The 25,535-nt window shown below is 27.8% G+C and carries 20 protein-coding genes and 1 riboswitch; of the genes, 18 read left to right on the top strand and 2 right to left on the bottom strand.

Features of this window, described 5'->3' with window-relative positions; all coding sequences use genetic code 11:
* Window positions 1-220 precede the first annotated feature (220 nt).
* Window positions 221-721: an acyl-CoA thioesterase gene (locus tag H612_RS0106755; protein ID WP_027130750.1), complete on the bottom strand. Its 501-nt coding sequence runs from the start codon at window positions 719-721 to the stop codon at window positions 221-223.
* 262 nt (window positions 722-983) lie between these two features.
* On the opposite strand from H612_RS0106755, the gene pepT reads away from it, so the two are divergent.
* Both pepT and metG read left to right on the top strand, forming a co-directional pair.
* Complete coding sequence (gene pepT, locus H612_RS0106750; RefSeq protein ID WP_027130749.1) at window positions 984-2,210, top strand: peptidase T; 1,227 nt, start codon at window positions 984-986, stop codon at window positions 2,208-2,210.
* 282 nt (window positions 2,211-2,492) lie between these two features.
* Window positions 2,493-4,487 carry a methionine--tRNA ligase gene (gene metG, locus H612_RS0106745; protein ID WP_027130748.1) on the top strand — a complete coding sequence of 665 codons (1,995 nt, stop codon included), beginning with the start codon at window positions 2,493-2,495 and terminating at the stop codon, window positions 4,485-4,487.
* Between the two features lie 59 nt (window positions 4,488-4,546).
* Here the strand turns inward: metG and H612_RS0106740 are convergent, their stop codons facing one another.
* Entirely contained in the window at window positions 4,547-6,631 is a 2,085-nt protein-coding gene (locus H612_RS0106740) for a coiled-coil domain-containing protein (protein ID WP_027130747.1), read from the bottom strand.
* Between the two features lie 190 nt (window positions 6,632-6,821).
* Between H612_RS0106740 and tpx the strand changes: the two genes are divergently transcribed.
* From tpx to H612_RS0106660, 16 genes are all read left to right on the top strand, one after another.
* Entirely contained in the window at window positions 6,822-7,322 is a 501-nt protein-coding gene (gene tpx / locus H612_RS0106735) for a thiol peroxidase (RefSeq protein ID WP_027130746.1), read from the top strand.
* Window positions 7,323-7,332: 10 nt separating this feature from the next.
* Window positions 7,333-7,953, top strand: a complete 621-nt coding sequence (locus H612_RS0106730) for an MptD family putative ECF transporter S component (protein ID WP_027130745.1) — start codon at window positions 7,333-7,335, stop codon at window positions 7,951-7,953.
* 2 nt (window positions 7,954-7,955) lie between these two features.
* Window positions 7,956-8,645, top strand: a complete 690-nt coding sequence (locus tag H612_RS0106725; RefSeq protein WP_027130744.1) for an energy-coupling factor transporter transmembrane component T — start codon at window positions 7,956-7,958, stop codon at window positions 8,643-8,645.
* Window positions 8,646-8,648: 3 nt separating this feature from the next.
* On the top strand, window positions 8,649-10,079 hold the full coding sequence (locus tag H612_RS0106720) for an ABC transporter ATP-binding protein (protein ID WP_027130743.1): 1,431 nt from the start codon (window positions 8,649-8,651) through the stop codon (window positions 10,077-10,079).
* A gap of 312 nt (window positions 10,080-10,391) precedes the next feature.
* Window positions 10,392-11,342 carry a DNA-binding protein WhiA gene (gene whiA, locus H612_RS0106715; protein WP_027130742.1) on the top strand — a complete coding sequence of 317 codons (951 nt, stop codon included), beginning with the start codon at window positions 10,392-10,394 and terminating at the stop codon, window positions 11,340-11,342.
* 12 nt (window positions 11,343-11,354) lie between these two features.
* Entirely contained in the window at window positions 11,355-11,966 is a 612-nt protein-coding gene (locus tag H612_RS0106710; protein ID WP_027130741.1) for an NUDIX domain-containing protein, read from the top strand.
* 284 nt (window positions 11,967-12,250) lie between these two features.
* Window positions 12,251-14,200 carry a fructose-bisphosphatase class III gene (locus tag H612_RS0106705; RefSeq protein WP_027130740.1) on the top strand — a complete coding sequence of 650 codons (1,950 nt, stop codon included), beginning with the start codon at window positions 12,251-12,253 and terminating at the stop codon, window positions 14,198-14,200.
* Window positions 14,201-14,606: 406 nt separating this feature from the next.
* Window positions 14,607-15,569, top strand: coding sequence for a hypothetical protein (locus tag H612_RS0106700; protein ID WP_027130739.1), 963 nt, complete (start codon window positions 14,607-14,609; stop codon window positions 15,567-15,569).
* Between the two features lie 111 nt (window positions 15,570-15,680).
* A riboswitch (Lysine riboswitch) is annotated at window positions 15,681-15,858 on the top strand.
* Window positions 15,859-15,944: 86 nt separating this feature from the next.
* The gene (locus H612_RS0106695; RefSeq protein ID WP_027130738.1) at window positions 15,945-17,432 is read left to right on the top strand and encodes an amino acid permease; all 1,488 of its coding nucleotides are present in this window, start codon (window positions 15,945-15,947) and stop codon (window positions 17,430-17,432) included.
* A 216-nt stretch (window positions 17,433-17,648) separates the two neighbouring features.
* The gene (locus H612_RS0106690; RefSeq protein WP_027130737.1) at window positions 17,649-19,826 is read left to right on the top strand and encodes a RelA/SpoT family protein; all 2,178 of its coding nucleotides are present in this window, start codon (window positions 17,649-17,651) and stop codon (window positions 19,824-19,826) included.
* 7 nt (window positions 19,827-19,833) lie between these two features.
* Window positions 19,834-20,286 carry a D-aminoacyl-tRNA deacylase gene (dtd, locus tag H612_RS0106685; RefSeq protein ID WP_027130736.1) on the top strand — a complete coding sequence of 151 codons (453 nt, stop codon included), beginning with the start codon at window positions 19,834-19,836 and terminating at the stop codon, window positions 20,284-20,286.
* Window positions 20,287-20,292: 6 nt separating this feature from the next.
* Complete coding sequence (locus H612_RS0106680) at window positions 20,293-21,738, top strand: N-acetylmuramoyl-L-alanine amidase (RefSeq protein WP_027130735.1); 1,446 nt, start codon at window positions 20,293-20,295, stop codon at window positions 21,736-21,738.
* A 379-nt stretch (window positions 21,739-22,117) separates the two neighbouring features.
* Entirely contained in the window at window positions 22,118-22,834 is a 717-nt protein-coding gene (locus tag H612_RS0106675; RefSeq protein ID WP_027130734.1) for a hypothetical protein, read from the top strand.
* A 2-nt stretch (window positions 22,835-22,836) separates the two neighbouring features.
* Entirely contained in the window at window positions 22,837-23,463 is a 627-nt protein-coding gene (locus tag H612_RS0106670) for a hypothetical protein (RefSeq protein WP_027130733.1), read from the top strand.
* Between the two features lie 7 nt (window positions 23,464-23,470).
* Window positions 23,471-24,088 carry an ATP-binding cassette domain-containing protein gene (locus H612_RS0106665; RefSeq protein ID WP_035500436.1) on the top strand — a complete coding sequence of 206 codons (618 nt, stop codon included), beginning with the start codon at window positions 23,471-23,473 and terminating at the stop codon, window positions 24,086-24,088.
* Between the two features lie 1,004 nt (window positions 24,089-25,092).
* Window positions 25,093-25,533, top strand: a complete 441-nt coding sequence (locus H612_RS0106660; RefSeq protein WP_027130731.1) for a MarR family winged helix-turn-helix transcriptional regulator — start codon at window positions 25,093-25,095, stop codon at window positions 25,531-25,533.
* Window positions 25,534-25,535: the final 2 nt, after the last annotated feature.

The following is a 25,535-nucleotide window of genomic DNA, read 5'->3' as shown; positions in this document are numbered from 1 at the left end:
ATCATTTAGAATTATTAGGAAAAGGAAGTTTGAAGGGTACTACTAGTAAGTGTTTTTCCTTAAGGAATGAAAATAAAGGTTGGAGTTTCGTAAATTTTATAAAAAATTAATTGATTTCAAATTACACTCAAATAGAGAAAAGTTTATTCAACAACAAATAGACACGATTAATTTATTCATGTTTCGTATCTATTCTTTGTTAAGATTATAATATTTTACTTTATTTATTATAGTATTTAAGATACTCTTTACAAAACTTGCGAGCTGTTAGTTTTCCGCTTTGGCGATCTTGGTAACTACCACTAACAAATTTAGAAATTTCATCTGTATACTCTACTTTTGGTAGTGGATTTTCTAAAACTGTATCACGATTAATGGCAAAGGTAGAAAAACATATTCCAACTAGGCGTGTTTTTCTAGTTTCGTGGTTAAATGCACTAAGTTCTGCGAAAATCTCGACACTGCGAGTACCAACACGGGAGATGTAGCTATTAATGATTAGTGCTTCGTGACGATGAACAACATCTAAAAATTGATAAGTATCAATACTAGCTGTAAAGAATGGTAGATGAGTATAACGTCTGATAACTAGTCCTTGAACATCATCTAACCAATACAATGTCTGTCCACCAAATAGAGTGTCGTGTCTATTCATATGATTCGGATAAATAGTATGAAAATTAACTATTTTTGTGTCTTCATAGTTCATAACTTTTTCCATTTAAATAATTCCTCCTTAAAATACATATTTATTTTACCATACTACTAAGAATATATTAAGGATAAAGTTTTATTGAATTGAATATATAATTTTTATAAGAATAAAATATAATTATCATAAAAAAATCTATTAATGTTTTATAAAAAATTTAAAAAATATTAATAAAATTTTTTAATTAAATTATAAAAATATGGATTAACCCTTACATTTCAAGGGAAAGTATATTATAATATAATTAAAATAAATTTAGAGGTGTAGAATAATGAAATATGAAACAATGTTAGAGCGTTTTTTAGGATATGTTAATTTTAAATCTAGATCGGATGCTAGTAGTACAACTATTCCATCGACACCTGAGCAGAAAGAATTTTTAAAAATGTTAAAAGGTCAACTGGAAAGTTTGAAATTAGATGATGTAGTTCTTAACGAGGAAAATTGGTTTTTAACTGCAACACTTCCTTCTAATACCGATAAGGAATATGATACTGTTGGATTTATTTCGCATGTTGATACTGCTGATTTCAACGTAGAGGGAATTAGTCCACAAGTAATAAAAAATTATAATGGCGAAAATATTATTTTAAATAAAGAAAAAGATATCGTTATGACTACAAGCGAATTTCCAAATTTAAAAAATTACAAAGGTTTAACGTTAATTACAACTGATGGAACAACCTTACTAGGAGCAGATGATAAGGCTGGGATTGTAGAAATTGTGGAAGCTGTAAAATATTTGAGTGAACATCCTGAAATTGAGCATGGCGACATTAGAATTGCCTTTGGACCAGATGAAGAAATCGGACGTGGTGCTGACCATTTTGATGCAAAAAACTTTGCAACAAAGTATGCGTACACTATGGATGGAGGAGTGCTAGGAGAACTTCAATATGAAAGTTTTAATGCTGCACAAATTACTTATAAAATAACCGGAGTAAGTGTGCATCCAGGAACAGCTAAAGGGAAAATGAAAAATGCTAATACAATTGCAGCAGAACTTGCTTTATTATTTCCGGAAAAAGAAGTTCCTGAACATACTGAAGGATATGAAGGGTTTTACCTTCTTCACAATATGGAAGCACGTATAGAAGAAGCGGAAATGGTTTATATAATTCGCGATCATGACAGAGAGAAATTTCTGGAACGAAAAGAATATGCAAAAGAGGTTGCTCAAAAAATTAATGAAAAATATGGTAATGTAGTTCAGTACGACATGTTTGATCAATATTATAACATGGGTGATGTTATTAAAGACGATAAACGTTGTGTTGATGTAGCTGAACAAGCTATGAAAAATGCAGAAGTAACCCCAATAATAATACCTATTCGTGGAGGAACAGATGGTTCTAAAATTTCCTACATGGGAATTCCAACACCTAATATTTTTGTTGGGGGAGAAAATTTCCATGGACAATATGAATTTAGTTGTCTAGAACATATGGAAAAAGCAGCAGATATTATAGTGGAAATTGCAAAATTAGCAAAAAAGTAGAAAAGATTACGCCTTGGTGTCAAAGATAAAAAGTAAATTCTTGATTTTTAGTGAGAATTTTAACTAAGAAAAAAATTTTAATAAGAGTAGAATAATTGATAAAGTAAATTTCAATATTCTACTCTTAATTTATAAATATAAATTTTTAGATGATAATTAATAGACTGTAAGTATTGAAAAATAATAAAAAAGTTATGAAAAAATTGTGCAACTAGGATGAATATATGGTAAAATAGTTACTGTGTATTAATTGAGAATATTATAGAGAGGAGTTCGAGTGAAATGACTAAAAAAACATTTTACGTTACTACACCGATTTATTATCCGAGTGGTAATTTACATATTGGGCACGCATATACAACTGTAGCATGTGATGCATTAACTAGGTATAAAAAACTAAGTGGATTTGATACTTATTTTTTGACTGGAACTGATGAACATGGACAAAAAATTCAACAAAAAGCTCAAGAAAAAGGGATTAGTGAACAAGAATATGTTGATGCTATGATAAAAGATATCAAAAAATTATGGAAATCAATGGATATCAATTATAGCAAATTTATTAGAACAACTGATTCTTGTCATGAAAAAGCTGTTGCAGAAATTTTTGAACGTTTAGTAGAAAAGGGAGATATTTATTTAGGTGAGTATAAAGGGTGGTATTCAATTAGTGATGAAGAATACTTCACAGAAACTCAACTTAAGGAAGTATTCCGTGATGAGAACGGAAATATGATTGGTGGAATAGCACCGAGTGGAAATGAAGTAAAGTTGGTAAGCGAAGAATGTTATTTCTTTAGAATGAGTAAATATGCAGATCGTTTAGTGAAATATTATGATGAACATCCAGAATTCATTTTACCTGAAAGTAGAAAAAACGAGATGTTAAATAATTTCATTAAGCCAGGATTAGAAGATTTAGCCGTTACTAGAACAACATTTGATTGGGGAGTTAAAGTAAAATCAAATCCGAAACATGTTGTTTATGTTTGGATAGATGCACTTGTTAACTACATTACAGCATTAGGATATGCAACTGGAGAAAGTGAAGAGTTATTTAATAAATATTGGCCTGCAGATGTTCAAGTAGTAGGTAAGGAAATCGTTCGTTTTCATGTTATTTACTGGCCGATTTTGCTTATGGCACTCGATCTACCACTTCCGAAAAAAGTATTTGCCCATGGTTGGCTTTTGATGAAAGATGGTAAAATGAGCAAATCAAAAGGAAATGTTGTTGATCCATATATGCTTATAGAAAGATATGGATTAGATGCTGCGAGATATTATCTTCTTCGTGAAGTCCCATTTGGACAAGATGGAATTTTCACACCAGAAAGTTTTCTAGATAGAATTAACTCTGATTTATCTAACGACTTAGGAAATTTATTAAATAGAACTATTTCTATGATTAATAAATATTGTGGTGGAACTATTCCGCATTTTGCTAAGCCAAGCACTGAGTTCGATAGTGAACTTGTTGCTTTATCAAAAGAAGTTGTTACAGAATATGAAGAGTATATGGAAAATATGCAATTTTCTAAGGCATTAGAAGCTGTATGGAGATTTGTTTCAAGAACTAATAAATACATTGATCAAACAACACCGTGGATTCTTGCTAAAGATGAAGCAAATAAGGATGAGCTAGATAAAGTGATGAATTATTTAGCAGAAAGCATAAGAATTGCGACAATACTTATTAGTCCAGCATTAACAAACGCACCTAAAGAGATTGCAACTCAGTTAGGTTTAACAGAGGATATGTTGACATTTGAAACAGTAAAAACATTTGGTGTATTTGATGGAACTATAAAAGTTGTAGAAAAACCAACGCCAATTTTCCCGCGTTTCGATAAGGAAGTAGAAGTGGAATATATTAAGAAACAAATGTCACCTAAGGCACTTGAGAACTTGGAAGCAGAAAATAAAGAAAATGATGTTTATGTAGATTTAGCTGAAGAAATTACAATAGACAAATTCTTTGAAACATCACTTCGTGTTGCACAAGTTCTTGAATGTGAAAAAGTTAAGAAAAGTTCGAAACTTTTAAAATTCAAGTTAGATTTAGGAAATCATCAAAGACAAATTATTTCAGGCATTGCTAAATATTACAAACCTGAGGAGTTAATTGGTAAAAAGGTAGCGGTTGTCGCTAATTTGAAATCTGTTAAACTTTGTGGAGAACTTAGTGAAGGAATGATTCTTTCAGCTGAAAAAGATGGTATCTTACGTGTTGTAGAAATAAATCAAGATATCCCTAATGGTGCAGAAATAAGATAAAAATATTATTTAATAACAAATAAAAATAGAACTCTAAATTAGAGTTCTATTTTTATTTGTTATCTATTTTTATTTTTTTGAGTAGTATTTTGTGTTGTACTATTTTTTTGGCTATTAGATTTGTTATTATCCTCTTTGTCAATATTTTTCGATTTAGCAGATTCACGATTTATTTCAGTTAATCTTACAGGATTTACTGGAACAAACGAACCATCAGAGATATGATAAACTAATCTATTATTTTTTGAAATTCCGTAACCATTGATATTTAAGACAGCTCCTGAACTCATAGTAACACGTACTTTGCTAATAGCTTCATCGGTATAAATATTTTGAGAAGCTAAGAATTTAATTGCAACTGCTCTTGATATATAGTTAGAGAATTGGTCACTTTTACTATCTACAGAAACAAAGTTTTCGTTTGCTGTAATAAATTGACCTGAATGATCTCCTGAGGAAATACGATACATCATGTAGCCAGCAGGAGAAACTAATTTGTCTACAGTAAATTTAGTTCCTGCTTCAATAGCATCAGCTGGATCTGACCAGTTAGCGGAATTGAATGTATGAATTTTTTTTGTAGTAGTAACTTCACGTTTAACATCAAAAGAGTAACTAACAAATGTTCCAGCAAGTTTTGCAGTAATTTCTTCCTCTTGTGCTGCAGAATCAATACGAGCTGCATTAGCTTTTTCTTGTGCCTCTAATATTTTTGCTTTCTCCTCTTCTTCCTTTTGTTTTTTCATCTGCTCTGTTGAATCAACGGAGGTAGTTTGTAAATCATCAAAACTTACATAATGCTCCTTAGCAGAAGATATAAACTTTAGCGTAACAAGAAAACACAAAGAAAGTAATGTTGCCAAAATAAGAGAGGTTGCGATTTTTACTTTTATATTTTTTGATGTTTTTTTGATTTTATCATAATCTTCAACCTTTTTTCTAAATATATTTTTTTGAATAAAAGATTTAAGAGAAAAAATTGAAACTAGAAAAATATTTTTTACTTTATTATCGTGATCTTTAACTTTAAAAAAAGTTTCGTCTTCGTTAACAACTTCTTTTCTTATATTGTAAATTTCTTTTTTAATACCATCAATTTTGTGTTCTAGTTCAATATTTTTTTGAATTTTATCGATTATTTTTTTCTTAGCAGAAATATCTTTTTGAAGTTTTTGTTTTTCAGAGACAAATTCTGCTAATTTTTCTTCATGTGGGGCTAATTTTTCTTTATCAGCTTTTTGATTTTTAAGATTTATAATTAACAATTTTTGCTCTGCAATTTTGTCATCAATGACGATTAATGAAGTTTCAAGTTTTAATAAAGAATTTTCATGTTCTTTTTTCTCATTTTCCTTTTCTAAAAATTCTACTTTTTTCTTATCGCCAGCTAGTTTGAAGGCTTGATCTCTTTCTTGGAATTCTTTTCGTCTTTTTTCAGCTTGTTCACGTTCAATTCTTTGGCGTTCAAGTTCTTTTTCACGAGCAATACGTTCACGCTCAAGACGTTCTTGTTCGCGTTTTTCAGCACGTTCACGTTCAATTCTTTGGCGTTCAAGTTCTTTTTCACGAGCAATGCGTTCACGCTCGAGACGTTCTTGTTCACGTTTTTCAGCACGTTCGCGTTCAATTCTTTGGCGTTCAAGTTCTTTTTCACGAGCAATGCGTTCACGCTCAAGACGTTCTTGTTCGCGTTTTTCAGCACGTTCACGTTCAATTCTTTGGCGTTCAAGTTCTTTTTCACGAGCAATACGCTCACGCTCAATGCGTTCACGTTCAGCAAGTTCTTTTATTTTTTTTTCGTGTTCTTCTTCTATTTTTCGCTGTTTTTCTTCAAATCTTTTTCTTTCTTGTTCTAGCTGAAAAGCTCTAAATCTAGCCTCTTTTTCTTTTTGTTTTAATGCTTCTTTTTCTTGAACAGTAGTATTAGTTTTCAGCTTATCAAAATTTTCCAATTTTTGTTTAGCATCATCAGCTTCTTTTAAAGCCTCTTTTTCGGCTTTTACAATTTTTTTATTTTCATTTTTTAGTTTTAGATTTTCTATCTGATGCTTTAGACGATTAAAAAAAGATATGTTTATGTCTTTTTTAGAATCGGGACTAGATAATTTACTATCGTTTAACTTATCTTTTTCTTCTTTAGTCATTATATTAATCCTTTCACGTAACACTTCTACTATATTATATCATAAAATTATACCATTATTACATAAAAAACAATTAAAATAGCTCTAATTAAATAAAAAAACTTTACCATTCTAATTGAAATATGTTATCATTAAGTATAAATAATTTATGAAAGGAGTTATGATTCTTTGAATCATAAATTTATTGATTATGAAAAAAACAATTACCTTTAAAAACACTCCAGTAACGATAGAAGATAGAATAAATGTTGGCGACGTTTTTCCGAATTTTAAAGCTGTAAATAAAGACTTAACTGATTTTAATTTAGAAAATTACAAAGGGAAAACTTTAGTTATAAATGCATTCCCATCAGTTGATACAGGAATATGTGCGTTACAAACTATTAGATTTAATCAAGAAATGAAAAATTTTAGTGATGTAATAGTGATAACAGTATCGAAAGATCTTCCATTTGCATTAGGGCGTTTTTGTGCAGATAAAGAAATTAAAAATGCGGTAACAGTTTCTGATTACAAGTATAGAGAATTTGAGAATAATATTGGTGGCTTAATAGTAGAGTTAGGTTTATTATCTAGAATGGTATTTATTATTGATAAAGATGGCATTGTCCGCTACAAAGAGTTATGCGAAGAAGTAGGAAATGAACCGAATTACGAAAATGCACTAGAAATTTTGAAAATATTAGAATAAGAGGTAGTAAATGTCAGAATTAAAATATATAAATAGAGAAGAGAATAAAAATCTCCAAACTAAAGATTTAATAACATTGGGATTATATACGATATTATTGATTTTATTAATGGGAGTTGGGGTAGGATTAGGTACGCTTTTTACTTCTTTAGTTTTTGGAGGCAAAGTGTATTTTTCAACTTATACTTCAGTGGTTACAGCATTAATATGTGGAAGTGCATATAGTTTAGTTTTTAATAAAATCAATAAAAACATGGCTATTTTTATTATGATAGCTATAGTAGCTTTATTTTTGACTATATCTGGTCATTCAATAGTGGGTTCTATTGCTATGTTATTGGCAGCGATAATAGCAGAGTTCTTTTATAGAAGAAAAAGTGAATATTTATCATATTTATTTTTTAATTTGGGGAATATAGGAATAGTTTTACCAATGTTTTTTATGAAAGATAGTTATGTAAAACATCTTCAAGGTCGCAATTATTCTCAAGAGAAAATAGATTTAGTAATGGGAAGTTCGGATTTGAAAACTTTTATTTTAATCATAGTACTTACAGTTATTTTTTCTATAATTGGTACTTATTTAGGAAGAAAATTATACTTTAAAAATTTTAATAAAGCAGGACTGTAAAAATGTTAAAGTTGGATATAAGGGTAAAAATTTTGATTCTTATTTTTGCTAATGTTCTTATGTTTAAAACTATGAGTATTAATATGCATTTTATTGTTGCAGTATTTTTTACGTTATATCTTGGATTATGTTCAAATTTTAAAAGAATGTCAAAATTGTTTATAGTTTATATTTTGTTTACAATTTATGAATTATATTTTTCACATACAGTTACATTAAAAATTATTGATAGTTTCTTGTTATTAACATCACTTATGTACAAAACGCTTTATTTTCCTCTTTGTGCAGGAATGGGATTAGTTAGCAGCTCGAAAGTTTCTGAACTTATTAGTTTTTTAAGGAGTATAAAATTGCCCAAAAAAGTTATAATAGTTTTAGCGGTTTTATATAGATTTTTCCCAGTGTTAATGACAGATTATAAACTCATAAAAAGTTCCTTGAAAATGAAAGGTATAGGGGTAAGTAAGGGGTATTACTTACTTCATCCTTTTAAGTTTTTTGAGTATGTATTTGTACCTTATGTAATAATAAGCACTAATATAGCTAATGAACTTTCAGTATCTTGTTTATGTAGAGGAATTGATAATGAAAATAAACCAACATCTTTTATAACAATGAGATTTAAATTTCAAGATTATTTATTGGTATTATTTAGTATAGTCGCTTTTAGTTATATTATGTTTATGAGGTGATATATGATTACATTTAAAAATTTTAATTATAAATATATAGAATCAGAACAATTAAATATAGATGATTTATCACTGAATATAAGAAAAGGCGAGTGTGTACTTCTTACTGGAAGAAGTGGTTGTGGAAAAACAACTATACTTAGGACATTAAATGGTTTAGCACCTGAATTTTTCGATGGAGGTTATAGCGGAAATTTAAATGTTGCTCATTTGAAAATTGGAGATAAATTAAAAGATTTTTCTAAAATAGTAGGAAGTGTTTTTCAGAATCCTAAAAATCAATTTTTTAATCTGGATTCTACTAGTGAATTAGCATTTAGTATGGAAAATTTTGGTTATTCGAAAGAAGAAATTAAAAATAGAATAGATAAGGTAGTTAAAGATTTTTCTGCAGAGCATCTTATAGATAGAAATATTTTAGAGTTAAGTGGAGGAGAAAAACAAAAATTAGCATTTATGGCGAGTATGATGCTTGATGCTGATATTTATGTTTTAGATGAAATTACCAGTAATTTAGATTTAAAGGCTATAAAGTTGATTTCTTCAATTATAGAAAATTTAAAAAAACAAGAAAAAACTATTATTGTGGCAGAACATAGAATATATTATCTAAAAGATTTAATTGATAAAATGTACATTATAAAAGATGGTAGGCTAATTCATGAGGTAAGCAAAGAAGAACTAGTACATTTCGATGGAAAGGTTTGTAAAACTCGTCAAATAGATTTAAATAAGGTAGAATTAGGAATAAAAAAAGAACGTACAATTAAAAAGAATTATTTACAAATAAATAATTTAGAATATAAGGTAAATAATAAAAAAATAAAATTGGAAAATGAAAATTTTAGTTCTTCAAAAATTTATACAATAATTGGTGATAATGGTTGTGGGAAAACGACATTTGCTAATGCTATAAGTGGACTCTCAAAAATAAATCATTCTGTATTTTTGAATAATAAAAATCTAAGTAGAAAAGATTTGTTAAAGAATACATTTCAAGTAATGCAGGATGTTAATTATCAATTATTTACAAATTCAGTTGATAAAGAAATTAAATTAGGAAGTAAAAATTTAGAATTATTTGATAATGTAGTTGATAAATTAAACATTAGAAAATTTTTAACACGACATCCAAATACACTTTCAGGCGGTGAAAAGCAGCGTGTTGCTATTGCTTCAGCATTATTATCAAATAAAAAAATATTGATTTTTGATGAGCCAACTAGTGGGCTTGATTATGTAAATATGATAGAACTTAGTAATCTCATAGAAGAAATAGCAAAAGAAGACGTAATAGTTTTTGTTATTACTCATGATTATGAATTTTTATGTACAATAGCGGATGAAGTCTTGTATTTTGATAACAATGGAATAAAAGAGAGAATAGAAGTAAATGAAGACTCAAAAAATAAAATATTAGAAATAATGAGTTAATATGATTTAGCCCCAAAACATAGAAAAGTTTTAGAGGGCTATTTATAGTGAAATTAATAATGTAATAAAGAAGAGTTGTGCAGTATGGATGAAGTATATTTTAATCATATAAATTATAAAGATATAATAAATTTCAAGAATAAATTAATTATTTTGGTAATATAGTAGTAACTTTTTTATTTACAAAAATTTATAGTATGATTTACCAAATAAGTTGTTTCTTGTTCTTTTACATGATAAAATAAATAAGTTATGGAAAAAAGAAGTATTAGTTTTTCTATTTTAAAATAAAGTAAGCAAGGAGGATTTAGTATGTCATATGCTTCAGATATGAAAAAGGAATTGACGCTGATTGAGATAACGAAAGATAGAGAGTTTTTATCAGAGTTATCAGCGCTTATAAAAATGAATGGTATGTTAACGATAGCTAACGGCAGACTAAGTCTTAGCTTTCAAACAGAAAATGCTTCAATAGCACGTAGAGTGTATTCGTTAATAAAGTTTTTCTATAATGTTCATATAAATATTTCAGTTAGAAAAAAATTGAAATTAAAAAAGAATAATGTGTATATTTGTCGTTTAGATCAGAATGTAAAAGAAATTTTAACAGATCTTTATATCCTTAATAATGATTATACGATGAGAACAGATATAGCAGAAGAGTTGATAGATAATGCAGAGAAGAAAAAATCGTATTTACGTGGAGCATTTTTGGCAGGTGGATCAATAAATAATCCACGAACATCTAGTTATCATATGGAAATTTTTTCTTACTACGAGGAACACAATAAAGAATTAATGGAACTTTTAAATTCATTTAATCTTAATTCTAGGACTCTAGAGCGAAAAAAAGGATTTATTGTTTATATAAAAGAATCTGAAAAAATTGCTGAATTTATAAATCTTGTAGGTGCTTATCAAGCGTTATTTCAATTTGAAGATGAAAGAATTGTACGTGATATAAATAATTCTGTAAATAGAATGCAAAATTGTGATATGGCAAACTTAAATAAAACAGTTAATGCATCAGCAAAACAAGTTGAAGATATTAATGTAATAGAGGAAAGATTGGGGCTTGATAATCTTGATGAAAAATTAAGAGTAGTAGCGGAGACTAGATTAAAATATCCAGAGTATCCATTAAAAGAGATTGCAGAAATGATTGAAGATGGTAAGTTATCAAAGTCAGGGCTTAATCACAGATTTAGGAAGATAGCTAAAATAGCTAAAGAGTTAAAAGAAGGAACTTATAAAGCGAAATAAAGGAGAATAAAAATGAGTAAATGGGATGAACAAATTTTAGTAGTAAATAGAGTAGAACTTTTTAATGATGAAGAAAATCATTTTTATGGATTTCTAGCTAAAGAAGACGAAAAAGTGAAAAAAATTGTTAATACTTTTGTTTCGTATGAAGTGAAACGTCGTGGTGATATGGAGGAAGATAAAAATTATAAACAACTTATCAGCTATGTAATAGTGAAAGATAAGGAAACGAAAGAAGTTTTAGTGTATAAACGATTAGTAGGCGGAGGAGAAGCGAGACTTCATGGAAAAGCATCGGTTGGAATTGGAGGGCATATGAACGAAATAGAAGATAAATCAATCTATGAAATGTTAAAAATAAATGCTGCTCGTGAGCTTAATGAAGAAATCGGAGTGCAAGAAGATTATGCCTTGGAAAATTTACATTTTATAGGACTTATAAATGATGATAATTCAGAAGTTGGAGAAGTTCATATTGGTGCTATCTATGAATGTGAAGTTAATAAAGATGAAATAGAGGTTAAAGAAGATGATACTTTAGTAATAAAATGGGCTACTTCAGCAGAAGCAAAAATGGAAGAAAATTACGAAACGTGGTCAGAATTTTTAAAACCGATTATGTAGTTTAGAATAAATTACTGATCAATAAAAGATAAAAATTTATATTTAGAGGTGTGATTTTTTAAATCATGAGAAATTGTATAAATAAAAAACACTGCATTGAAAATTAAAACGCAGTGTTTTTTATTTTTAAAATTATTGATTTAATTAGAATAATGTATTTTTAAAAATATATTAAGTTGGTATATCTTGATTTAGGTTTTAATTAACACATGTTTTCTATTTGAAATAAAATAAAAAAAGTGGTAGAATTTAAATGATTATAAAACGATTACAAGGAGAAAATTATGCATATATCAAGGGAGCATTTAGAATTATTATCACAAAATTTTAGAAATATAAATGAAACGACAAAAGAAATTATAAATCTTGAGGCTATTTTATCACTACCTAAAGGAACAGAACATTTTATAAGTGATATACACGGAGAGTATGAAGCGTTTGATCATATACTTAGAAATGGATCAGGTGTTATTAAAGAAAAATTAAAAGAAGTTTTTGGAAACAGGTTACAAAAAAAAGAATTAAATTTACTTGCAACTATTATTTATTATCCAGAAGAAAAATTGAATCTTTTAAAAAAGGAGTTTACTATCTCGGAGTATAAGGAATATCAGAAAATCCTTTTGCTACGACTTTTGGAAGTCACACAAATTGCCGCACGAAAATATACTCGTTCAAAGGTAAGAAAAATTTTGCCAAAAGATTTTGATTATATTATCGAAGAACTTTTATATAAAATGCAAACTAGGGATAAGGAAGATTACTACGAAAAAATTTTGGAAAATATTATTGAATTAGGTGCGGGAGATAAGTTTATTATTGAACTATCATTAAGTATTCATAAATTAATAATTGATCATCTTCATATAGTAGGTGATATTTATGATAGAGGGCCATTTCCAGATAAAATTATGGATAGACTTCTTGAATACCACTCTGTAGATATTCAATGGGGAAATCATGATATGTTGTGGATAGGTGCATATTTGGGAGATAGAATTTCCATAGCCAATGTGGTTCGTATTTGTGCAAGATACGATAATTTAGATATTATAGAAGATAGGTACGGTATATCTTTAAGAAGTTTATTAAATCTTAGTGAGACAGTTTACAAAGATGATCCATGTAAGGAATTTTTACCAAAATTATCAAAAAATGATGAATTAAAATATAGTGAACATGAAATAATGCAAATAGCAAGAATGCACAAAGCGATGGCAATAATTCAGTTTAAGCTAGAAAAACAAATTATTGATAAATATCCAGAGTTTAATCTAGAAAGTAGAGCGTTATTGGGGAATATTGATTTTAATAAGAAGACTGTTTTAATTCGTGGGAAAATTTATCCAATGAGTTCATGTGATTTTCCAACTATCGATATAAAAAATCCTTATAAATTAACAAAAGAAGAAGAAAAGGTAGTTACCAAACTTAAAGAGTTATTTATTACAAGCGAAAAATTAAAAAAGCATATTGAATTATTTATCAATAAAGGAGCAATGTATAAGTGTTATAATGGAAACTTACTTATTCATGGTTGCATGCCAGTTGATAAAGAAGGGAATTTTCAAGAATTTATTTATGAAAAGAAAAAATATTCTGGTAGAGAATTGTTAGATTTTTTTGATAAAAAAGTCAGAAGTATTTTTTATAGCGATAGAAGAGAAGATAATGGATTATTCTTTTATTTGTGGCAAGGAGAATGTTCACCACTTTTTGGGAAACGTGATATGACAACTTTTGAAAGATATTTTGTAGAAGATAAAACTACTCATGAAGAAGTTAAAAATGCATATTATAAATTACGTGACAATGAGGAGTTTTGTGTAAAATTACTAAAGGAATTTGGTTTGTCAGGAGAAGGACATATAATAAATGGGCATACACCTGTGAAAGAAACAAAAGGAGAAGATCCCATCAAAGCAAATGGTAGAACTATTGTTATAGATGGTGGAATGTCTAAAGCGTATCATAAAACAACAGGACATGGTGGATATACGCTTACTTACAATTCCTATGGTTTGCAGATTATGAGTCATGATATTTTTCAAAGTAAGAAAAAAGCTTTGAAGGATGAAACGGATATAGTTTCTACAAGAAGAGTCGTAGATAAAAAATTATCTAGAAAAAAAGTTTCTGATACGGACAATGGTTTAAGAACAAAAAAACAAATAGAAGTTTTAAAATTATTGTTAGAAGAATACCGCAAAGGAACAATGGTAGAAAAATTTTAAAACAAGGATAATTTGTTCTGCTAATTATCAGTTAAATAAGTAAAAAATATTATGAAGAGATAGTGATGGTGACTCAAAAGGAAAAGACTTACAAGGATTTTATAAGAGTTACTTAGTTGAAGAGTGAAACTAAACTTTTTTCTTGGCTCATTGGCTAAAAAGTAAGTTGGGAGGTAGTCGTCAGCAAATGAATCTACTACCTTTGCTCGTATTCATTTAGATAACTTTGCAAAGCTTTCTCGTACAGATTAATGGACTAGCCCTCAAAAGTTAAGCAAATTACAGAGGGTTAGTTCATTTTTAAGTTACTTCTGTACTCTTTTTGTAATTTACTTAATAAAAATTGTTTAAAAAAATATATTTTGCTATAATTAAGAGAAAGTTGTTATAAATTAAGGAGGTTTTTGTGTTAAAAAAGTGGTTTAAGCTAGTTAATAAAGAATTAGAAAATATAATAAAAAAGGTTGAGCCTTTTGAGTATGGAAATATAATTGGATACTTGATTCAACTTGCTGGTATAGCTTTTATTGTAGGTGGAATTTATTATTTTTATGCAGAAGAGAAAGTTACTTATTTTGCGAGAATAGGTTCTATATTAGTTGGAATTTTATTGAGTATAATAGGAAAAGTCTTAATATCTATCATGGCAAAAAAATCTAGTAAAAAATTATTTTTGGCAAAAATTGCGAATAGTTTACTAGATAGTTTTTTATGGACGACAGTAATATCGTTAATATTTTATGAAATAATAGAAAAACGTACAAATTTTAATTTGAGTGAATATGCACTTATAGATACAATTGGATTTTTTACAGTATATACATTAATAGTAGTTATAAAATATATATTATACAAGAAGAAACTTATTAATAAAACTTTGGCTTTGTATATTGGAATAATGGCTTTACCTTTAAGAATAATATTTATTTTTGTTAAAAAAAAATATAGATTATTTGTACTTGTAGTTTTTGTAGCCTCGATTTTACTTTTGACTATGATACTTTTAGCGTTTCAAGTAGGGGAAATAATAAGTACAATAAATCCTTTTAAAAGTTTTAATGTTTATTATCCGGTTATGGTAATTTTTATGATATTGTCTGATAAACTTGTAACTTTTATTATTCCTAAAACTGGTCTTTGGGAGTACTTTGGTCATAAAGGAGAACTTGCTAAGATTTTTATGACATGGGGAATAATAATAGCAATGGCATTTTTATATATGTTTGATTGGAAATTACTTATGAGTGGTACTGATGGCTGGAATGAAAGTGATAAAAATACTGTGTTATGGGCATTTACTACATATAGATTATTAGCAACGATGCTTGAAGATAAGTTTAATATTTTAAAAAATAACAAATTGCTATAGGTAAAATATTATAAAATAAATCAGTAGGAAAATGTAAAAACTTTTTTATTGACATTTATTCTATACTGTATTATAATCAATAAAGTTAATTGAATAAATGCCTCACAAAATAGGTGAGGTAGAGGTTGCGATTTTTAAGAGTAGGTTAATTGAAAGTGTAGGGCTTTGTGATATTATCTGAAAGGAAACGTCGCCGAAATGGTATTAATCCTACATTAATGCTGTTGGGACTATATTTAATAAGTATAGGACTGTCATAGCTTTATGGCTATGTTGCGCTACTAATATCTTGTTTTGGAGAGATAATGTATAAGTATAACTCCGCAAAATATGGTAGATGTTATGCTTTTTATTTTTTATCAAGGAGGTTTTATTATGACAAATAGCAATAACAACAATGCAACTGAAGTAAAAAGAAATTTAAGATCACGACATATAAGTATGATTGCTATCGGTGGGTGTATAGGTAGCGGACTTTTTATGACAAGTGGTCAAGCAATTCATAGTGCAGGACCTGGAGGAGCAATTGTTGCATATCTTTGTATTGGACTTATGGTGTATTTTTTAATGACATCTTTAGGAGAAATGGCAACATATTTACCGACATCAGGTTCATTTAGTACTTATGCAACTCGTTATGTAGATCCATCGTTAGGATTTGCTCTTGGATGGAATTATTGGTTTAACTGGGTAATTACAGTAGCAGCTGATATTGAGTTATCGGCACTGGCTATTAGTTATTGGGAACCAATGCGTGTGCTTCCTCATTGGGCTTGGAGTTTATTATTCTTAGTTATTATTATCGCTTTAAATTCACTTAGTGTAAAAGTTTATGGGGAGAGCGAGTATTGGTTTGCTTTAATAAAAGTAGTAGTAGTAATTATTTTCTTAATCATAGGTTGTTTAACAATTTTTGGAATTTTAGGTGGAGAATATATTGGATTTAAAAATCTAACTATAGGTGATGCACCATTTATAGGAGAAAATAATTCGTTATCTGGACAAATTCTTGCAACACTTGGGGTATTTTTAATTGCAGGATACTCTTTCCAAGGAACAGAACTTATAGGTATTACTGCAGGAGAAAGTGAAAATCCAGAAAAAAGTATTCCTAAGGCAGTAAAACAAGTTTTTTGGAGAATATTAATTTTTTATGTACTTGCTATTTTGGTAATTGGATTATTAATTCCGTATACTTCACCAGATTTATTAGGTGCAGAAAGTGCTGAAGAAATCGCAAAATCTCCATTTACCATTGTTTTTAAAAATGCTGGTTTTGCATTTGCAGCAAGTGTTATGAATGCTGTTATTTTGACATCAATTTTATCTGCTGGTAATTCTGGAATGTACGCTTCAACAAGAATGCTTTATGCAATGAGTAAAGAAAAATTAGCTTATCCAGTATTTAGTAAAGTAACTAAATATGGAACACCAATTATTTCACTAGTAGCAACATCAGCGGTTGTATTTATAATTTTCTTAATTCAACTTACCAGCGCCAATGCGTATACATATATTGTAGCAGCTAGTGGACTTACAGGATTTATAGCTTGGTTGGGAATTGCATTGAGTCATTATAGATTTAGAAGAGCATATATTGCACAAGGAAAAGACTTAAAAGATTTGAAATATAGAGCAAAATGGTTTCCAGTTGGACCAATCATTGCATTAATACTTTGTATTGTCGTAATTATTGGACAAGATACAGAACTTATAACAAAAGGTGTAGTAAATTGGAAAGGAATTTTAACAACATATATGGGAGTTCCAATTTTCCTATTTTTCTACTTGTATCACAAAATAAAATATAAAACAAAAGTCATTCCATTGGATAAAGTAGATTTATCACAAGATGCTAAATAATATAATAGAAGTAAGAATGAACATTAAGTTTCATCTTACTTCTATTTTTAATTTATATAGAATTTAAGTTATGATAAAATCTATTATCCATAATTAATGGTATTTAATTAAATAAATTTTCAACTATTAGATATATTTATATTAATTTCAGGAAATTTTTTCTGTTTTGTGGTATTATAATAAGGATAGATTAAAATTAAAAAAGGAGGAATTTCTGTGAATCTTGAATACCCTTATGATTATAAAAATGTAGAAGACATGGCGAGTAACTATCTAACACAAGAACAAGTAAAAGTTATAAGAAGATCATATGAGTTTGCAAAGGTTGCTCACGAGGGACAATTTAGAAAATCAGGAGAACCATATATATTACATCCAATTCAAGTTGCAGGAATTTTAACTGAGCTTAGATTAGATTATGCCACAATTTGTGCAGGTTTTTTGCATGATGTAGTAGAGGATACAAAATATACTTTTTCTGATATCGAAGAAGAATTTGGAGAAGATATAGCTGTAATAGTAGATGGTGTTACTAAACTTGATAAAGTAAAATATCGTTCTAAAAAACAATCCCAAGCTGAAAATCATAGAAAATTATTCGTAGCAATTGCTAAAGATCTTAGAGTTATTTTTGTAAAACTTGCAGACAGACTTCACAATATGAGAACTTTGAAGTATATGCGAGAAGAAAAACAGCGTGAAATAGCGAGCGAAACATTGGAAATTTATGCACCACTTGCTCATAGATTGGGGATTAGTTCTGTAAAATGGGAATTAGAAGACACTTCTTTAAGATATTTACATCCCTCTCAGTATTTTTCAATCGTAGGAATGATGAAACAAAAACGAAGTGCAAGAGAAGAGAGTATTAAAGAGGCCTGTTCGAGTATTACAACTTTGCTTGGAGAAAATAAAATTAAAGCACAGGTAAATGGGAGACCAAAACACATTTATAGTATTTATAAAAAAATGGTAAAACAACATAAAACATTTGATCAAATTTATGATTTATTAGCAGTGCGTGTTTTAGTAGATAGTGTAGCTGATTGTTATGCAACTTTGGGGCTGGTAAATAATCTTTGGATTCCTATTCCAGGAAGAATTAAAGACTATATTGCTATGCCAAAACCAAATATGTATCAATCATTACATACTACCGTAATTGCACCAGATGGTCAAACTTTAGAAGTTCAAATAAGAACTTACGAAATGCACGAAATTGCAGAAAAAGGAATTGCTGCTCATTGGGCGTACAAGGAAGGTAAAAAAGTAACAAAAGACAATAATTTTTATGAGAAATTAAATTGGTTTCAAAAAATTGCAGAAAATGATGAAACAGAGCCTACTGCAGAAAGTTTTATGGAATCATTAAAGGTAGATCTTCTAAGTGACAAAATTTATGTATTTACACCAAATAGTGATATTATAGAATTACCTAAAGGTTCTTGTATTGTTGATTTTGCATACGCTATTCATTCTGAAGTAGGTAATAAAATGATAGGTGCTACTGTAAATGATAAGATAGAACCTTTTGACTATGTGTTATCTACTGGTGAGATTTGTGATATAAGGACTAGTAAAAATTCAACAGGACCAAAACGTTCTTGGCTTGAAATTGCAACATCATCACAAACAAAATCAAAGATAAAAGCATTTTTTAAAAAAGCAGCGAGAGAAGAAAATTTAGTAAAAGGTGAAATATTATTAAAAGATGAGATAAAGGCGAATAATTTTGATATTGATGAAGTTTTAACGGAAGAAAATATAGAAATAGCTTTAAATAAATATAAATTTTCAAATCTTGATGAATTGTATGCAACAATAGGTTATGGTGGTATAAGTGCCAATAAAGTATTCGCTAGATTAACTGAAAAAATAAGAAAAGAAAAATTGACTCAAGAAAAACTTGAGAAATTGGTTAATGCAGAAGAAGATAAGAAAATCGTTACTGAAACAGGAGTATATGTAAAAGGTGTAGATAATATTTTGGTAAGATTATCAAAATGCTGTCAACCTATTCCAGGTGATAGTATTGTAGGATTTATTACAAAAGGACGAGGAGTTACTGTTCATAGAAGTAATTGTCCAAATTTAAGTGAAGAAGATCAAGACAGATTGCTAGATGTGGAATGGGTAGAAAGTCTTAATGCTAGAAGATATAGTGTAACACTACAACTTCATGCGTTTGATAGAGATTTGTTACTACAAAATGTATTATTGACACTTAGTGAAAGCAGAGTAGAAATAAAAAAATTAAATTCCGAATCAAAAATTGATAAAACATGTGTAATAACAATTGGAATTTATGTGAAAAATGTTAATGAGTGTGAATTTATGATAAAAAAACTTCGCCAAATTCCAGATATTTATAGTGTAGAAAGAATAGTAAAATAGGTGAAATATGAAAATAGTATTACAAAAGGTAAAAAAAGCTAGTGTAACTGTAGATAATAAAATAGTAGGGGAAATAGGAAAAGGATATTGCTTATTGGTAGGAGTTCATAAGAATTCAAGTGAAGAAGATGCAAAATATCTTGCTAAAAAAATAGCAGAGGCTAGATTATTTGAAGATGAAAACGAGAAATTAAATTTAGGTTTAAGAGATGTATGTGGAAGTATTCTATCTATTTCGCAGTTTACACTTTATGCAGATACAAGAAAAGGGAAAAGACCTAGTTTTACCAATGCAGCAAAAGCAGGAGATGCTGATAAACTTTACAATAGTTTTAATGAATATTTGAGGGCTGAGGGGATTAAAGTGCAAACAGGAATATTTCAAACTATGATGGAAGTAAATATTGTTAATGATGGACCAGTGACGATTATTTATGAAAAATTAACAGCAGGGAATTAGTAGTATATGAGAATAAGAAGAAAGAAAAGTAATAATACAATTTTATGGTTAATAACAAGTATGACTGTATTATTTTTACTAGCAGGTGGAATGTATTATGTTTCAAAAAAAGTTAATCCAACTGCTAGTGCGGAAAATAGTATAACAATTTCAAAGGAAATCGAATTGAGGACAGGACCTGATGATTCTTACCCATCACTAAGAAAAGTATCGGCAGGTGATGTAGTTACTATGCTTAGCAAAAGTGATACTTGGTATGAGATAGAAACAAAAGATAGCTATGTTGGTTGGATACCTGGTTGGAGTGTTCTTGGAAGTGGAGTGAAAAGTCCTGAAGATCAAAATAAAGAGAAGCTTTCAACATATTCAATAGTCTTAAATCCCATAATAAAACAAAATGAAATTCCAGACGATAGGGGAAACTATCCTAAAAACTATAATTTAAAAATAGCAAAAGAACTTCAGAAAAAATTGTCAGAAGATGGAATAAAAGTGATTTTGACTAGAGAAAATGATGATACAATTCCAACTAGAGACGAGATAAAAAAAATTGTAACTGATAATAATGCAGAAGCCTTAATAGATTTAGATGTTATTAATACGGAAACAAAAAATAATTTCGGAGTTAAGGTATATTATGGAACAGCTGAATCAGCGAGTATTGCAAGAAGTATAGAGAAAAATTTATCAGGTCATTATATTTCTAAAGTGTCTTCATCAGAAAAACTTAATAATTTTGATCAACTTAGTGAAAAACTACCACAAGTTAAAATTATTTCAGCAAATTTGAGAGATAAAGTAGATGTTGATATTTTAAATGATGGAATAGCTAATAAGCAATATGTGGAAACATTGAAAGAAGGTATAGAAAGTTACTTATACTATTTAATTAATATTGATAATTACAACAGTAAAAGAAAAGAACAACTTCTAAATCTTCCACAAAAGGGACTTAATATTCCAATGTATTACACAAAACAAGATGCTTATAAAAACATATCTTATGGTTTAGATGGCAAGAAGACTATAGAAGACAATGGAGACGCGATAGTTTCCTTAGCAATGATATCAAGTTATTTAGGTGTAGAGAATTCTAATGTGGATGACATAGCAAGTTGGGCTGGAAATAAATATTATATAAGACATCAAGGGACACAACCTACTATAGTATCGGCATTTGCTGATAAATATAGTTTAAAAGTAGAGAGAGTTCAGGCTAATAGTACAGAAGAAATAGAAAAAGCATTAAAAGAAAATAAACCAGTATTAGTGAGGTTTAAATCAGGACTATTTGGAAACAAAGTGACCTACAAAGTTATAAGAGGATATGAAGATGAAAAATTCTATATCAATGATCCAAATGATGATGATATCAAACTAACTAGTTATAATGGTTTTACTCAAAATGATGTTAAAAACAACTTAGCACAAGCATGGGTGTTTAGTAAATAATAAAAAGTAATCAAAGGGAATTTTTTAAAATTCCCTTTGATTTTTTGTATGTATTGGTGAAAAATATATATTAAAAAAAGTATTGATAAGAAAAAAACTGTTATAGTATAATTTTATTTGAGGAAGAGATAAAATATATTATTTATTAGAAAGAAATTATATAGATTAAAATTGCAAAATGGTAATTCAGGTTTTGACGATATTTATGGAACTTGGTCACCAGATCATTATTAATGATATAAAAGAAAATTTATAATTTAAAATTTTTATCCCTTGTCTCCCTGAATTTATGGAGGTTACTATGAAAAGATATATTAAAGTTAAACAAATACTTAGTTGATCATTTGTATTTTTACTAGTATTTTTTGTATTACGTGACTTGAAAGAACTTATAGAATTTTATAATTCTGATGTGAATGCCCCTGATTTAACATCTGATGGTGTAAAGTTAAGAAATAAATTTTTTGCTTCGTATTACGATCCAGCAATATTGTATGGAACTTTGTTAAGATATGTATTGCTTGTTTTACCAGTTGTGTTTGGGGTACCTTTATATTATTATAATAAAATAAAAAATAAAAGTTTAAAATATGTAATAGGAAAAAGTAAAAATTTTAATAAATACTTATTTAAAATTAAGATAAAGGTTTCTATAATTCCTGTAATAATTTTATATGTCGTGTTTGGGGCTTATACAATTGCAAGTTATGTTCTTACGCATTTTAAGATAAGGGCGGGAGCTAATTTTGATAACCATTTTTTACCTACAAATGTCTTTAGTTTTCTTAATGGTTCATTTTCAGGATACTTAATACTATTATTTTTATCTTCTGGACTATATATATTTTGGACTACAATGTTACTTTTAACAATAACTGATTATGGTTATAGATATATTTATGTTATAATTTCATATATTTTACTGTCGTATATTGTAAATGACTTTATAATGATGCATGTATCACGATCACTTAGTTTATCAGGTTCATTATCTTGGATTTCTGGACGAGAATCTAATATAACAACTATTATATCCTATATCTATATGTTATTTGTATATTTATTTTTAAAATTTACTAGAAGAAAAGAGTTTTAGTTATGAAAATAAAGAATATTTATGGTTATTTTATAGGAATAGCAGTATATCTGAGATTGATGTTTAAAATAAAAGAACTCCCTAGAGAAAATTTTAATGATTTTATTCGCTATAATTTGCATAAAATTTATGAAGAAGATAAATGGTTGGATGTAGAAAAAATCATTTTACTTATTTGTATGTACGTAGCCTTTTATGTTGTTTATACTAAGCTGTTATCACTGCATATAAATGATTTTAAAAAGATGATTCGTTATAAAAGTAAAAGAGTTTTTGAGTTAAAAAGAAAGACGATTATATTTTTTTTGAAATTTTTAATAAGTAATACTGTAGTAATGATAAGTGCAGTAGTTTCAATATATATATTTATAACAAAGAATTATGAATTTTCTGATTATATTTTTGGGATAGCTGATCTATTAAAATTACCATTATTATTGTTGATAGTACTTTTGATCTCTGTTTCCTATAATTTTAATAAAATAATGATTTTTAGTATGTGCTATTTTTCAATTATTATTTATATATTTTTTGTTAATTATTTATTTTTTAAATTAATATGTTTTGTGGATATTTTATTTTTACTTTTTGTAGTTTTGAAGGTTGTTGTTAGTAAAGAAGAGGTGTAGAGAAATTATGTTAGAAATAAAAAATGGTTTAAAAAAATATAATTCAAAAATTGTTTTTGAAAATTTGAATTTGAAATTTTCTAATGGAAAAATTTATGGACTAGTTGGGGAAAATGGTAGCGGAAAAACTGTAATTATGAAGTGTCTTTGTGGTTATACGACTTTGAATGGCGGCGAGGTTTGGCAAGATAGTACAAAAATACGTAATAAAAATAATTTTATAGAGAATGCTGGTATTGTAATAGAAAATCCAAAATTTATGGAAGATTATACATTATATGAAAATCTAGATATTATTAGAGAGTTATCCGATAATAAAAAAGATATAAATTTAGATTACTGGATAGATTTTTATAATTTAAAACAGCACAAAGATAAAAAATATAGAAGTTTATCTTTAGGAACAAAGCAAAAAATGTTACTTATTCAAGCATTTATGTCTAATCCAAATACTTTAATATTGGATGAATGTTTTAATGGACTTGATGAGGAATCTGCAAATAAAACAAGAGAATTATTAAAAAGTTACATAAACGAGAGTAGATTAATAATTTTGACTTCGCATATAAAAACAGACATAGATAGTTTATGCAATGAAGTAATTTACTTGTCTAACATAAATTAAAAACTTACAAATGAGGTTGTATGATAAATGTGGAACATGAAAAAACATGAACAGATTTATTATGCAATCTTTGTTTTTAAGTATAAAAATGATATTAAAATAAAAAAGTATTGAACAGAAAAATGTTTTTTGATATTTTCTGTTTACTTTTCCCCCATTATTAAAAATAAAGTTGTATTGATTTTTATTTTATTTTTTGACAGAATATCTTAACGCAATAAGTGTTTATGAACATGAATGAAATAAATTATTACATAATTAATTTTTAAACGAGGCTTGTTAATTTTAAAAATTTTTTGTTCTTGTTGTTCTAGCTTATAATAGCCTGTGAATAAAGAAGAAAAGACTCTAGTATAAAATAATAAAAATAATATAAACGAGAGTTATAGACTAGCTTTTGAAGATATTGAAAGTATATTTTAACAAGAAAAGTCATTTATTTTACACAATATAATGGTGGAATTTCTGAAGTTAAAATATTTATTATCGTATGAAAAAGTAATTTTAAGGAGATAAAATTAATTAAAGATCTACAATACATTTTTATTCTATATTTATTTAAAAAAAGCTGAACTCAGTAACATAGAGTTCAGTTTTTTGTTGTAAATTAATAAAATAATATAGTTTGGTGATAAATACTAGGTGCAAGGGAAAATAGAAAAAATGCAACTATTTAGTATTTTATACGAAGAATAACAAGAAGTATAGAAAAATAGATAACTAGTAAATTTATAATTTTTATGAAAAATTTTTAAAAAAGATAGATTTTCACTTACAAAAAATGAAAAGATGAAAGATTATAAAATAAACTGTATAACAAAGATAGAGATAGAATATTAAAAAAAATTATTAATTTTTTTTTTGAGTGTAGATAGATAATTTTTAAATTATAATTTAAAAATTAAAAAATCTTCTTGACATAATAATAAAATTTTAATATAATAGTTCACATGGTTAACTAAAAAGTAAACTTTGTGAACTATTTTGGAGGTGTAAAAGTAAAAATGGAAGAACATAAAAAAGCAATGAACTTATTAGAGGAATTGCGACTAACAATGAAGAAAATACATAAAAAAGATGAGAGTCCTTATAGACGTTCGGAGTTTCAGGCAATGCTCCTTATATTAGAAAAAAAAGATTTAACTATGCAAAGGCTAGGAGAGGAGTTAGGAGTTACGAAATCACGAGTTACTGCGATAGTTACTGAACTTCAAAATAAGGGGTTTGTTGAGCAAAGTTTTGATAAAAAAGATAAAAGAAAAAAAGTTTTGAAATTAACTCCCAAAGCTGAAGAATATATGAAAGAAAGATGGGAAAATTATGAAAATTGGTTTAAAAGGTTTTGGTCTAAGTTGGATAAGGAAGAGAAAGATGCGGTTGAACTTAGTCTAAAAAAAATTAATGAAATTATGCTAGAAGAATTGCAAGAACAATTACAAGAATAGTA

The sequence above is a fragment of the Gemella cuniculi DSM 15828 genome, assembly GCF_000425665.1.
GTDB lineage: Bacteria > Bacillota > Bacilli > Staphylococcales > Gemellaceae > Gemella > Gemella cuniculi.
This window is presented reverse-complemented; position numbering and strand designations above follow the sequence as displayed.